General features: G+C 39.2%; 9 protein-coding genes and 2 tRNA genes. 1 reads left to right on the forward strand and 10 read right to left on the reverse strand.

Annotated features, from left to right (window positions below):
- Positions 1-148 precede the first annotated feature (148 nt).
- The 4 genes from typA to NFR28_RS02060 form a co-directional block, all read right to left on the reverse strand.
- Entirely contained in the window at positions 149-1,963 is a 1,815-nt protein-coding gene (gene typA / locus NFR28_RS02045) for a translational GTPase TypA (RefSeq protein WP_251178168.1), read from the reverse strand.
- A gap of 3 nt (positions 1,964-1,966) precedes the next feature.
- On the reverse strand, positions 1,967-2,530 hold the full coding sequence (locus NFR28_RS02050; RefSeq protein WP_251178169.1) for a J domain-containing protein: 564 nt from the start codon (positions 2,528-2,530) through the stop codon (positions 1,967-1,969).
- Positions 2,531-2,584: 54 nt separating this feature from the next.
- A tRNA-Ala gene (locus NFR28_RS02055) sits at positions 2,585-2,660 on the reverse strand.
- Positions 2,661-2,747: 87 nt separating this feature from the next.
- Positions 2,748-2,824, reverse strand: a tRNA-Ile gene (locus NFR28_RS02060).
- A gap of 100 nt (positions 2,825-2,924) precedes the next feature.
- Between NFR28_RS02060 and NFR28_RS02065 the strand changes: the two genes are divergently transcribed.
- Positions 2,925-3,446: a bifunctional nuclease family protein gene (locus tag NFR28_RS02065; RefSeq protein ID WP_251178170.1), complete on the forward strand. Its 522-nt coding sequence runs from the start codon at positions 2,925-2,927 to the stop codon at positions 3,444-3,446.
- An 89-nt stretch (positions 3,447-3,535) separates the two neighbouring features.
- Here the strand turns inward: NFR28_RS02065 and gyrA are convergent, their stop codons facing one another.
- The 6 genes from gyrA to NFR28_RS02095 all read right to left on the reverse strand — a co-directional run bounded on the left by gyrA (position 3,536) and on the right by NFR28_RS02095 (position 13,848).
- On the reverse strand, positions 3,536-6,358 hold the full coding sequence (gene gyrA, locus NFR28_RS02070) for a DNA gyrase subunit A (RefSeq protein WP_275556956.1): 2,823 nt from the start codon (positions 6,356-6,358) through the stop codon (positions 3,536-3,538).
- 39 nt (positions 6,359-6,397) lie between these two features.
- Entirely contained in the window at positions 6,398-8,344 is a 1,947-nt protein-coding gene (gyrB, locus tag NFR28_RS02075; RefSeq protein WP_251178171.1) for a DNA topoisomerase (ATP-hydrolyzing) subunit B, read from the reverse strand.
- A gap of 274 nt (positions 8,345-8,618) precedes the next feature.
- A complete protein-coding gene (gene recF, locus NFR28_RS02080; RefSeq protein WP_251178172.1) occupies positions 8,619-9,758 on the reverse strand; it encodes a DNA replication/repair protein RecF in 1,140 nt (379 codons plus the stop codon).
- A 16-nt stretch (positions 9,759-9,774) separates the two neighbouring features.
- Positions 9,775-10,878, reverse strand: coding sequence for a DNA polymerase III subunit beta (gene dnaN / locus NFR28_RS02085; RefSeq protein ID WP_251178173.1), 1,104 nt, complete (start codon positions 10,876-10,878; stop codon positions 9,775-9,777).
- Positions 10,879-11,232: 354 nt separating this feature from the next.
- The gene (dnaA, locus tag NFR28_RS02090) at positions 11,233-12,795 is read right to left on the reverse strand and encodes a chromosomal replication initiator protein DnaA (RefSeq protein ID WP_251178174.1); all 1,563 of its coding nucleotides are present in this window, start codon (positions 12,793-12,795) and stop codon (positions 11,233-11,235) included.
- A 42-nt stretch (positions 12,796-12,837) separates the two neighbouring features.
- Positions 12,838-13,848, reverse strand: coding sequence for an ATP-binding protein (locus tag NFR28_RS02095; RefSeq protein ID WP_251178175.1), 1,011 nt, complete (start codon positions 13,846-13,848; stop codon positions 12,838-12,840).
- Positions 13,849-14,517 lie beyond the last annotated feature (669 nt).

Genomic DNA, 14,517 nt, shown 5'->3' on the forward strand with positions numbered 1-14,517 from the left:
CCTTCCTTTTACGTGGGCTCGTCCGTTATTAGTTTGATTTGCAATAATATGCCGCCCACGACCTACAGGTGTATAAACCTTTGGTATTTTCTCACATGGCACAAAACATTCTTATCTGTGCACAATATGACCACTTTCGCTTCATAAACTACTGTCGTTTATTAGCCTTTTTGCGTTCAACGGAAGATAAAATACGCTTACGAAGACGAATGTTTTTGGGAGTAATTTCCACTAATTCGTCGTCTTCAATATATTCAAGCGCTTCCTCAAGGGTAAAGGTGATAGGAGGCGTGAGCTGGATTGCTTTATCAGCACCGCTTGAACGTTGGTTGCCAAGCTGCTTTGATTTTGCAATATTAACAACCATGTCGCCTTCTTTTGCGGACTCACCGACGATCATACCTTCATAGCAATCTTCGCCCGGTCCAACAAATAAACGTCCACGCTCTTGAAGTGTATCTAATGCATAAGCTACTGATTTCTCGGTAGACATGCTGATCATTGAACCATTTTTGCGACCAGCGAAGTCACCGCGATATGCGCCATACTCGCTGAAGTGATGGAACATCGTGGCCTCACCACGTGTAGCATTTAAAAGACGCGTGCGCAGACCCATTGTTCCACGTGAAGGAATCTTAAATACAAGATGCGTTTGATCTCCGCGTTGATGCATGTCAACCATTTCACCACCCGCGCTGCCAAACACCTCAATTGCTTTACCCGCATATTCGCTCGGAACATCAACTGTAGCTTCCTCAATAGGCTCAAGCTTGTTGCCGGCTTCGTCTTTTTTGATCAACACGCGCGGGCGACCAACCTGGAATTCAAATCCCTCGCGGCGCATGGTCTCCATCAAGACAGAAAGGTGCAACACACCACGACCAGCAACTTCAATGCCTGATTTATCCTCAAGCTCCTCAATACGCATAGAGATATTGCTCTCTTTTTCGCGCATAAGACGCTCTTTGAGCTGGCGGGCACCAACTATTTCGCCCTCACGACCAACAAGCGGGCTTGAAGAAGCTTCAAACACAATTGCCATAGTGGGTTCTTCTACTTTAATAGGATCAAGGCGAACGGGATTATCGCGACTTGTTACCATATCTCCGATATCGGCATCTTCAACACCAACTACCGCAACAATGTCACCAGCATGAACCTCTTGTTGTTCTTTTTTGCCAAGTTCCTCAAAAGTGAAAACCTGCTTAATGTTTGTGTTATAACGCGTACCGTCGTTTTTAATCACCAACACAGGTTCAGCTTTATGAATCGTGCCGCTAAAAAGCCTGCCAACACCAATTCGACCAACAAAACTTGAGTGGTCTACGGTGCAGATTTGCAATGCAACAGGACCATTTGGCTCACAATCTGGAGCAGGTACCTCTTTAAGAATTGTCTCTAGAAGTGGCACCATATTCATGTTGTCATCATCAGGATTGTATCGCGCGTATCCATTCATCGCGCTTGCATAAATGACGGGAAAATCAAGCTGTTCGTCACTTGCTTCTAATTCAACCATCAAGTCAAATACTTCGTCGACGACTTCTTCAGGACGAGCACCCGGACGGTCAATCTTGTTGATGACTACGATAATACGCAAGCCTTGATCAAGAGCATGTCGAAGAACAAAACGAGTTTGAGGCATTGGGCCTTCAAATGCATCCACGATCAACAGTGCGCCATCTGCCATGTTTAAAACACGCTCAACTTCGCCACCAAAGTCAGCATGGCCAGGAGTGTCAATAACATTGATTTTTACATCTTTATATGTGACCGAGATATTCTTGGACAAAATAGTAATACCGCGTTCACGCTCTTGATCATTTGAATCTAAAACACGTTCTGCAACCTGCTGGTTCTCGCGAAATACTCCCGCGGTGTATAGCAAACGGTCAACCAGTGTTGTTTTACCATGGTCAACGTGAGCAATAATAGCAACGTTGCGAATGTTTTCTTGCTTCATAAATTACTCGTCCTCTTCTAAGCTTTGTCTTAACTTACGCTCTTCTTTACGAAGTTGCGCAATATGTTCATTAAGGGTGGTGATTGTTTTTTGTGATGAAACAATTTGCACAATCCCCCATACCGCAGCCGCACCTGCAATTCCTGCAACTACCGCAAATACACCAGGTCTACGACCAAATATCAACGCTACGATTGCACCAATTGCCGCCATACCGATTCCATTGCGACGTTCATCTAATACAACATCGCGCTGTTTTATTAACTGAGTGCGTGCGGCAGCTATACCAGCTAGTTTTGCTTCCGCTTGGCTGTACGAATAAGTGGTTGATCTAGCTGCACGTGGATTATCTTTTGCTGCAGCGCGCTTACCTTTTGCAGAAGTTAAATAATCGTATGCTTCTTGTAGGTTCTTAAATTGTTCAGTTGCTCGCTCTTGAAGTTTTTTATTGCTAGCAAATTTATCAGGATGAAGAATTTGCACCGTCTCTTTGTAGGCAGTTTTGATGTCTTCTTGGGTTGCATTTTCATCTAACCCAAGGATTCTTAGTGCCTCAATCCGGTTCATAAATAGTCCCTTATCACAAAAAAGCCGAACGTTTCCGTTCGGCTTACAATTTCATGGTGGAGCGTAGGGGGATCGAACCCCTGACCTCAGGCTTGCAAAGCCCGCGCTCTCCCAGCTGAGCTAACGCCCCATGAACTGCGCTGTACGCGTGCACTTTTTTTGTAATAAACGCTCCACCGGCAAACTCGGCTCACGGTGGAGCGTCTATTGCGATAAATGGTGGGCCCGAATGGACTTGAACCAGCGACCTCACGCTTATCAGGCGTGCGCTCTAACCAACTGAGCTACGGGCCCAAAAAAAGTGCTTGACTACTTTATAACAAACAAAGGGTGTGGGTCAAGAACTATTTTATAATAAAGCGAAACTTTTTTATTCTCTGCGAAAGAAGGTCTTGTGGTTCCTGTCTCTATACAAATGCTCATCGTGTCAACAGGACCTCTTTTTTCGGTTGTTGTCTTACAGCCTTGCGAAGAAGAAATTCAACCTGGAATGCTTCGCGTAGTACCTATTTGGATTGGTGTTAATGAAGCAACACAACTGTCTATTACACTTGAGCAAACGAAATTTGCGCGACCTATGACTCATGACCTCTTCTTAGATGCGCTAACTAATCTTGATGCACGGGTTGATCATGTTGTTATTAATAAGGTGAAAGGCACCACTTTTTATGCTCAATTAACGCTACAACAACACGGAAGGCTTATCACTCTTGACGCTCGTCCAAGCGATGCAATAACACTTGCAGTTAGACAAAAGGCTCCTCTCTATATTGAAGAGGATGTTCTTGAACATGCCTCTTTCCCTTATGTTTTGAAAAACCGCAACAATAACCTTGCCATGGAAGAGGAGTTGGATAAATTTCATGAGTTTATTTCTACTTTAGCTCCTCAAGATTTTGAAGACAAAGATATATAAGGCGAAGTTATATGTAGTTCGTTTACTCAAACAACAAAACCCCGCTTTGCGGGGTTTTGTTTTAGTTTCTTTTGTTTGTTATGAGAAAACTAATTATCGTCTTCTGCCTCGCCAGGCTTAGGCATCTCATCTTGCAGCTCTTCATCTATCTCAATAATATCTTCGTTATGAGATGATTCGTCATCAGTATCAATGTCATTATCACTGATCTCATCATTAGAGCCAGCCGCTGCATCTTTCTTCTTCTTGCCATGTGAAGAAATAGCTACAGCTACCACTTTATCTTCGTCGGCAACATTCATAACTCGAACACCTTGCGTTGAACGTCCAAGCTCAGAAATTCCAGAGACAGGCGTGCGAACCACAACACCTTCCTCAGAAACAATCATAATTTCATCTTCTTGGCCGACAATTTTCATAGCGGCTAACTGACCTTTTTTAGCAGTCATAGTAATTGTGAAGACACCTTGTCCACCGCGATGTTGTACCGGGTATTCAGTCACTGGGGTACGTTTACCATAACCTTTTTCAGTAATAACAAACAGATCAGTTTCGGGACGAGCAATCTCCATTCCAAGCACTTTGGCATTAACTGGTACCGTCATACCACGAACTCCCATGGTATCGCGACCCATTGCACGTGCTTCACTTTCGTCCCACATAATCGCTTTGCCAGCAGATGAAACCATCATTACTTTTTCACCCTCGGCAACTCGACGTACACTGATAAGCTCATCGCCATCTTTAAGGTTAATTGCAATTAAGCCATCGTTACGAGTGCGATCATAGAGATCCATAGAAGTCTTCTTAACCATACCTTGTGCAGTTGCAAACATAAGGTATTCATCACTTGGGAAATCTTTAGTAGCAATAACTGCACTAATAGTTTCGCCTTGTTCTAGGTGAAGCAAATTTACAATTGCTGTACCTCGTGCATGGCGTGACGCTTCAGGAATTTCGTATACCTTCTTGCGATATACCTTTCCTTTTGTAGAGAAGAACAGCATATATGCATGTGTTGATGCGGCAAAGAGATGCTCAACATAATCATTATCTTTAAGGTTGACGCCTTGCATACCTTTACCACCACGTTTTTGCTGGCGATATGTTGCTACAGGCAAGCGTTTAATGTAACCCAAACGGGTAACGGTGACCGCCATAACCTCATCAGCAATAAGATCTTCCACATCAATATCTTTTGCTTTACCTGAAATAAGAGTGCGTCGCGGATTTGCAAAGCGCTTTTTAATTTCAAGCAACTCTTCTTTAATAATGTCGCGAACTAGTGATTCATCAGATAATACGCGACGATAATATGCAATGCGCTCGTTTAATTCTGCAAGCTCTTCTTCAATTTTGTTGCGTTCCAAACCGGTGAGTCGGCGAAGGCGCATTTCTAAAATTGCAGAAGTTTGCTTATCGGTTAGCTTAAAGCGCTCAGTTAATCGCGCGGATGCTTCTTTATCAGTTTGAGAAGAGCGAATAATAGAAATTACTTCGTCAATATTATCAAGCGCGATAATATATCCCTCAAGAATATGAGCACGTTCTTCAGCTTTCGCTAATTCATAACGCGTACGACGAACGATAACTTCTTTTTGGTGCTCAATATAGTAATGAAGAGCTTCTTTTAGTGATAAAACGCGCGGGATGCCATCAACAAGAGCAAGTAAGATTACACCAAATCCAACTTGAAGCTGGGTATGCTTAAAGAGTTTATTTAATACAACTTGAGGAATAGCATCTTTTTTAAGATCGATAATAATATCAATACCATGACGATCTGCTGCATCATGAATATTAGAAATCTCCGGCAGCTTTTTATCGCGAACAAGTTCGCCAAGTTTTTCCAACAAACGCTGACGGTTAACTTGATACGGAATTTCTTTTACAACAATTGATGCACGACCTTTTTTGTCTTCAGTAATCTCAGTACGCGCACGAATAGTTAAAGATCCACGTCCTGTGTTGTAGTAGTCGTGAATACCTTCACGACCCATAATAATGCCGCCTGTTGGGAAGTCAGGACCAGGCATTACTTTGAGAATCTCTTCAGTATTTGCATCGGGGTTATCTAAGAGCAAACAAGTTGCATCAATGGCTTCGCCGAGATTATGAGGAGGAATATTAGTTGCCATACCAACAGCAATACCATTAGAACCATTTACTAAAAGATTCGGATAACGCGCTGGTAAAACTTCTGGTTCTTCCAAACTTTCATCATAGTTTGGTTGGAAGTTAACCGTCTCTTTATCAAGGTCACGAAGTAACTCCATTGCGGCTTTATCAAGACGTGCTTCGGTATAACGCATTGCTGCAGCGGAGTCACCGTCAATAGATCCAAAGTTTCCATGACCATCAACAAGCGGTAAACGCATAGAAAATGGTTGTGCTAAGCGAACCATTGCATCATAAACTGCACTATCACCATGAGGATGATATTTACCAATAACATCACCGACAGTACGAGCTGATTTCATATGAGGGCGATTAGGGGTATAACCACTCTCATTCATTGCATATAAAATACGACGATGAACTGGCTTTAAGCCATCGCGAACATCCGGAAGTGCGCGCGATACAATAACAGACATCGAATACTCAAGAAATGATGTTTGCATCTCTTTGCCAAGATATGCAGAGATTACTGTCGTACCTTCGCCGCCATTCGCATCTTCAACAATAGAACCATGTGGTTTTTCAAGAGTAGAGATATCAATAAGCGAACGTGCTTTATTCTCTTCTGAATACCCATTTGTTGGGATTACACCTGCTGATGCAAGTTCGCCATCCTCTTCATTTACATTCTCTTCATCATCTAACTCATCAATTTCAGCCTGAGACAATAATCTTTCTAAGCTGTCATCTTGAGAATCATTTTCTTTGTTGAAATCCTCAGTATTATCTGCCATGGATTACCTTTCAACTTTTATCTTATTCACCAACGATATTTAAATATCTAAGAAACGAACGTCGCGCGCATGTTTTTGAATGAACTCTTTACGCGGTTCAACAATATCACCCATAAGTTCACTTACCACACGCTCTGCTTCTGCAGCATCATCGATATTTACTTGCAACAGTGTTCGAGTTGCTGGTTCCATTGTGGTTTCCCAGAGTTGCTCAGGATCCATCTCGCCAAGACCTTTATATCGCTGAACATCAAATTTCGACGGATCCTCATATTCAGAAAGAACTGAAGAAAGAGCATTTTCGTCATAGATATAACGTTCAATTTTCGGATTACGTGAATTCTTTTTCTTAAGACCGAAGATAGGTGGTTGCGCAATGTAAACATATCCTCGGTTAATAAGTTCCGGCATATAACGATAAAAGAAAGTTAAAAGCAAGCAACGAATATGTGCACCGTCTACATCAGCGTCTGTCATGATAATAATGCGATGATAACGTGCTTTATCCGCATCAAATGAATCACCAACGTTAGTACCAATTGCCGTGATTAGTGAATTAATCGTATCACTAGACATTGCTTTGGTTGGATTAACGCGTTCAACATTTAAGATCTTACCGCGAAGAGGCAAAATAGCTTGATATTTACGATCACGCGCTTGTTTTGCAGAACCACCTGCAGAGTCACCCTCTACAATAAATATTTCGCTTTCTTCTGGTTTACGAGATGAACAATCTGCAAGTTTTCCAGGAAGAGACAAAGAATCTAAACCTGATCCACTACGCGCTTTTTCTTTTACTTTACGAAGTTGCTCACGCAAACGCAGCGCTGCTGTAGCTTTTGTAATAATTCTTTTAGCTGGTGTTGGATTCTCTTCAAGATAATCTGCCAGTCCTTGGCGAACGGCATCTTGAACTAAACCACGAATTTCAGTATTACCAAGCTTTGTTTTTGTTTGTCCTTCAAATTGAGGGTCATGAAGCTTAACTGAAATAATTGCAGCAAGACCTTCTCGTGTATCATCACCAGTAAGATTTGAATCTTTTTCTTTTAAGAATTTCTTTGCACGAGCATACTCGTTAATAGTACGGGTGACAGCATTCTTAAAACCTTCAAGGTGAGTACCACCTTCATGGGTATTAATATTATTCGCAAAAGCTAGAACAGAGTTTGTTGTATATGTTTCATTCCATTGCATGGCAATTTCAACACTACCTGCATCATTTTCTGCTTCAAAATAAATTGGTTTATTAAGTGTCTCTTTACCTTGGTTTAGATATTGTACAAAGTCAATAATGCCACCTTTGTACATAAAGGATTCCATACGAGGGTTGCCCTCTGGGTCGGTTACTCGCTCATCATGTAAGGTGATGCGAAGGCCCTTATTGAGAAATGCCATTTCACGGAAACGATTGGCAAGGGTCTCAAAATCATAGTTAGTCGTCTCAGTAAAGATAGTTGGATCCGGCCAGAAGGAAACTGAAGTACCGTTGTGTTTAGATTTTCCAATCTCATGCAACTTTTCAGATGTTTTGCCATATTCGAACGCAATTTCATATTCTTTTCCATCGCGACGAACGTCAACAACTACCTTTGAAGAAAGTGCATTTACTACTGATACACCTACGCCATGTAGACCACCAGATACTTTATATCCCTCTCCACCGAACTTACCACCTGCGTGAAGAATAGTAAGAACTACTTCAACAGTTGGAATTTTTTCTTTAGGGTGCTTATCAATTGGAATACCACGGCCATTATCAATAACAGTAATTGAATTATCGCGACGAATCCAAACATCAATAGTGTCACAATAACCTGCTAATGCTTCATCAACAGCATTATCAACTACCTCATATACAAGATGATGAAGACCACGTGGTCCAGTAGAGCCAATATACATACCAGGACGTTTACGTACTGCTTCAAGACCTTCAAGGACTTGAATATCTGCTCCACTGTATTCGTGCTCAGATGATTTAGCCACACTTACTCCTTCGTCTCATACTGCTTTTTGAGTGCTTCTATTCCTTGTTTATGTAAGACAATTCATTACCTACTAACCCATAGTAAATAGGTTTTACTATGGGTTAGTTTTATAAGTACATAACAACATGAGTGCGAAATAGAACTATTTTTATCAGTGATGAAGTATAGCACAGGTGATTATCATAGTGTACATTTTTGCGCTAATTAAGGTATCTCAATCGGCTTGTATGACGTTTTAAAGATACTTTTTCAAAAATTTTCCAAAATATAAGCTATAAGGCGTTAGATTCCATTTCATCATTATTACTTTGTGGAAGTTGTATTACATCCGCTTGGTTTATTGTCTCTTGATCAAAGTAGGACATATGAGCTGTTGTTATACAAGTTTGAACATCATCGCGTACTAGTTCTAAAAGCGCTTTTCTTCTATCTTTATCAAGTTCACTCATAACATCATCAAGTAAAAAGAGTGGACTCTGATTGAGAGTTTCTTGGATCAATTCTACTTCGGCAAGTTTCAAGGCTAAAACAAGACTACGTTGTTGACCTTGGCTACCAAATATACTTACTTGGTTATCGTCGAGATAAAACTCTATTTTGTCTGCATGAGGACCTATAAGGGAATAACCACGTTGTTTTTCCTGATCTCGATAATATGCCAAGTTGTTAGTTATTTTTTCACGTAATTCAAATTTATCTATCTCAGATATTTCGTTATAGCCCTCGCTTACCTGATCCCATGAAAGATAATACTTCGCTGAAAATACCTCTTTATTACCTGACACGTTTTGATAAATCTCACGCGCTTTTAATATGAGTTTTTGGAATAACGTTACCCGGTACCATATTAATTGTGTACCGCAGGTAATTACTAAATCATCTAAGCTATCTAATAATGAATCGGTTGCATTATCTTTAAGCAAAGTATTCTTATGGTGAATTACTTTTTCGTAGTCTTTCAAGATTTGGTAGTAATTAGGCGTTAGTTGCACCCCTAATTCATCAAGCATACGACGTCGCCCTGATGATGATCCTTTTATAAGACTTAAATCATCTGGTGTAAAAACCACTGAAGGAAGAATACCTTTAAGGTCAATTATTTTTTTCGCTTTACCATTTAGAAGGTGTCTTTTTGTTTTTGGCGCCAGCTGTATCTCAAAATCTAAACGACGTTGTTCATCAGATACTTCAGCAGTAATGCGAGCCATCTGTTCACCTTGATAAATGAGGTGATCAATCTTCGGATGACGAAAAGAGGTTTGCGCCGTCAATAACTGCATACCTTCAATGATGTTAGTTTTACCGACGGCGTTTGGACCTACAAATATCGTCAGCGATCCAATATCAGAAAGCTTTAGCTGGTGATAATTGCGAAAATTTTGAAATTCTAACCGATTTAGTGTTAGTTTCACGTGAAACCTGACAACCTTACGAATCTAGGGTGACTGGCATAACAAGATAGAGATAATCCTCACCTTGATCTGCTTTTAAAACGCCAGGTTTATTCGCAGCTTGCATTTCAAATATCACATTATTCGTCACGATAGAACTTAATCCGTCAACAATATATGTGTAGTTAAAACCAATAACGTTATCTTCACCCATAATAGTTGCCGGCAAAATTTCCTGCGCTGAACCAACATCTTGTGCAGTAGTTGATAGTTGCAAAGTTTGCGAATCAACATTGATATCAAATTTCACACGCGAATTATTAGGGCTCAATAAAGAAATACGTTTAACAGCAGCTAAGAGAGTATCCGTCGGAATTTCTACGCGTGTTTCGTATGAAGTTGGAAGTAATTGTTGGTAATTAGGATAATTTCCTTCGATACGACGATTAATAAAAACCGTATCTTGATACTTCATAACAATTTGATTTTCTGACAACGCAATTGAAATGGGATTTTCACTACGAGGAAGTGATGCTATCTCTTGTAAAAAGCTTCCGAGTATTACTGCTTGGAAATCAGACACTTCTGACTGTGTTGTCTCTGCATCGGTAACCGCAACACGATATGAGTCAGTTGCTACCATACGAAGCTGATTTTCTTTCAGTGTTATCAGAACGCCTTGTAAAACACCACGGCTTTCGTCTTTAGATACAATACGTGCTACTCGTTTAACCATTGCAGCGAACGTATCAAAAGGAACGGATATCTCTTGCTCAATATCAACATGAGGAAAGCCAGGGAAATCATCTGCAGATAAAGTCTTAATTGAGAATGAAGATGTATCACAAGTAATAACTGCAGCATCATCTTGAATATCAATATGGATAGCCGCATCGGGCATATTCTTAACAATATCTGAGAACAGTTTGCCTGGTAATACGGTCTTACCTGGTTCTTCAATAAGTGCTGATGTGTGATACTGGATAGAGAGTTCTAAGTCAGTTGCTTGTAAAAGAAGTGAATCTTCCTGGGTTTCAATATAAATACCTGAAAGAATAGGAAGCGTTGAACGGGTAGATGTTCCTTTCATAACAACAGCTAATGCATTTTGGAGTTCAGTTTTATTAATACTGAATTTCATACAAACCCTCATATCACTCAAACAACTGGTTTTCGTAGAGTGCTAGTATCGCACACCTTGGAGATTTTCGTTAATCCATTAAGGTGTGCGTTTCTTCTTTACTTATTAAAAATTAAAACTATAAATATTTGTCTTAATCATTACCTTAATAAGGTGTGTTAGTTTGTGGAAAAGTAAGAGTTTCCCCTTATGGTTCCAAATATTTCTCTCTTAATACTCTTGAGGTAAAGATGTTGTAGTTTTACAACCAATTATTCTTTATTTTATCAATACAGTAGATATCGAAGTTTTCCTTTAAGTTTCCGAGTGGTTAACCGAAAGTTATTAACATTGCAATTTGCACAATATCTTCAATTATCCTTCTCGAATCATCTTGGAGAGCACATCAATCTCTTCACTTACTTCCCTATCGGTAATCATAAGTTTCTCAATTTTTTGAACTGATGTAATAACCGTTGAATGATGACGATGGAATTGCTTACCTATATCTTGAAAAGTGAGATCAGTGAACTGTTTGATTAGAAAAAAGGCTACTTGTCGCGCAAAAGCAATATTATGCGCACGATTTGAAGACTTTAATTCTTTATCGCTCACTTTATAGAATGCTTTGACTTGTTCAATAATGTCATCCGAAGTGAACCTTCTAAAAGAACCACCTGAAAAATGATTTTCGAGTTCTCTGCGAACATCGGAAATTGTCATATCGTTTAAGTGCTCAATTTTAATTTTCGAAATTATTTTTAACACAGCGCTTTTTAATTCGCGAATATTAGGTCCTGAGTTTTCAGCAATATAAAGCTGCACATCATCAGGTATTTCAACTATGTCAAAAGGATTTGTTTGGTTGTAATCCTTAATGTAAAGCTTAATGATGCCAAGTTTTGTCTCTAATTCAGGAGGCTGGATGTCAAATGTACCACCTTGATTGAATCGTGAATAATAGCGCTCGTCGATATCAATATTATGAGGAGCACGGTCTGCTGATAAGACAACTTGTTTGCCTTTATGGATTAAAGTATTGAATATTTGAAAAACAATATCGAGTGTTTGTTTTTTACCTTGTAGTTGTTGAACATCGTCAATGAAGAGTACGTCTACATCTTCATATTGATCTTTGAAGTTTTTATAACTTGCTTTGTCTTTGTCGTAGGCTAATGCTGACTCGGTATATTTGTTTACTAATTCATCTGCATCAACATAAATTGTGTTGAGTTCAGGGCGAGTATCTTCAATATAGTTTTTCATTGCACAAAGAAGGTGTGTTTTACCTAACCCACTTCGCCCATAAATAAAGAGTGGGTTATAAGCTTGTCGGCCTGGTTGTTCGGCTACTGTGACAGCCATGGTATGGGCAATTCTGTTTGAATCACCAATAACGAAGTTCTCGAATGTGTACGTTGAAAAGGTATTGTTTTGAGAAGAGTCGGTTCTTTCTTGTTTAGACGGGGTTGTCTCTTCTATATAGTAATCGGGATCTTCTAAAAGATCTTCGACTTTTGGAAAACTGTGGTTTCGGTCATTTACTTCGCTTTGTGTTGGGAGTGATTGCGAAGGTGATGATAACGGTGAAACTTCAGAATGTGTTATTGGTTGTTGCTGATTAGGAAGATTTTGTTGTGTTGTTGGTTCATTTTGAAGAGGTGTGTTGTCAGTAGAAAGTGGGTCAACCTCTAACATGACCGTAAAAGGAACCGAAAATTGTTCCTCAAGTGCTCTTTTAATATGTGGTAGGAATTCTCTTTCAATAAAGAATTTTATGAATTGATTATCGGCTGTGAGCATAAGAAAACCTTCACTCATTGCCTGTGGGTGAATGCGAGAGAAGAATGCGTCAACTTGCGAAGGTGTAACTCCTTCATATGTTTTTATTTTTTCACAAACATTATTCCAAGATTGATTTACTGCATTGCTATCCATAATGCTGCCTATTCTCGGTCGATCTATCTCTCAGATTCATAACTATAACAACGTTTTTGCGACGTTTACACCGAATTCAGTTAACATTCTGAGTCCTTTACGTGGTGTGTCAACAGTAATTACTAGTCCATGTTTTTCTAGTTTGGTTAATTTTGAGTGCACTGTTGCTTGGGCGATATTAGTTAAACGCGTCAAATCGGTTACACCAAGATAGTTTTGTTGTAAAAGCTCTATAAGGATTAACCGTTCTTTTTCATCAATTTTTGGAACTGGTATATATGTTGCTTGTTGTTGTGTTGGGTATTGACGAGGGGAAACATAACTTGAAGGTACCTGATTTGTTTGATAAGTAGGTACTTGCGGTTGAGGTGTTATTTGCTGAACAGGACTATATTGAATAGGTTGTGGTGTACTTTGCGGTGGCAAAGGTACTACATATGACGAAGGAATTTCAGTTTGTATTATTGACTGAACTGGTGGTTGTGCTGTCTGTGGCGCAGGCTGGATATGAGATGTTTGATCAACATGTTTCTCTAAATCAGTATGTTTACGCGTCTCATTAAGGCTGATTGTTATAACTGATCCTGCGCCGAGATTATCTTCAATCGTAATATAACCATGTGAGACTTCGAGATATTCAGCAACAATAGGTAATCCAGAACCAACACCTCGAATATATGATTTCATTTCTTTTGTTGCAGTAGTAAAGGCTGGTCTGAGAGCTTTTTCTTTTTGCTCTATTCCAGGTCCTTGATCAGTGAATTGAATAGTGTTGCCTTTATCAAGGATAGTAACAGTTGGTTCATTGAATTGAGCATGAATAAAATTCTCGCTCACCTCTCTAATTATGGTGTAAGGAATCGTTCCTCCGATTTCATGTGAGAGGTTATAAATAGTGGAAGCTAAAGATTCTAAATAAACTGCCGTTTCATTCGGTTGTATTTCAGTAACACGAGGGGCACTAAGGAGATCATCATAAAGTGCGATACGTGCAACTGAATCCACAAAAGAATAATCAGAAGAAATTGTTTGTCTAGTGTTGTCTGTATTCATCGTTTGATCTGTGTTTTCACTCTAATTTGAATATTTAGTTCCATATATTGAATGAATATTCAATATAAACTGAACAAATTAAGTTGTATTGTAATAGTTTTCCTGGTCTTTTTACTATCAGGTGAATAATAATTCCGGTCGAATATATCAATAATTCAAGAATTATGAAACCTAAATATCTTAGATAATCAGGTTAGACATAAAGTTATTAACAATTTATTCGAATATTGTGGAAAACTACCTAAATAGATTGAATAAATGGCTTTTGAAATGTGGAAAACCACAACCTAATGTTGGTAATTGTTCTTGAAGAGTAGTAAATAAAGTGGCCGCAATACTTAAATCAATGCAATCTTGGTTTGACGTGGGGTTCTGTAGATTAGAAAAATCTTTCTTGTTATAAGTTGAATCAATTTGTTCTAAAAAGCCTGATCAGATATTAAAAATCTTTTCTGTGAAATAAACTGACCTGGTGAAATGTAAATAAAGTTGACCTCAAAATAATACTTGACTTGATCTTGTTATAGAGGTTTTCCACAACAACATACGAATGATTTTAAAGTTTTCAACATTTCTAACAAATTTGATTATCTCGGAGAATAAAATATCGAACAAAATTTGATTTTGGGTTCTTAGTAAGAAGAGTGTTGTCGAGTGACATTGTTAATT

Source organism: Adlercreutzia agrestimuris (assembly GCF_943193125.1).
GTDB lineage: Bacteria > Actinomycetota > Coriobacteriia > Coriobacteriales > Eggerthellaceae > Xiamenia > Xiamenia agrestimuris.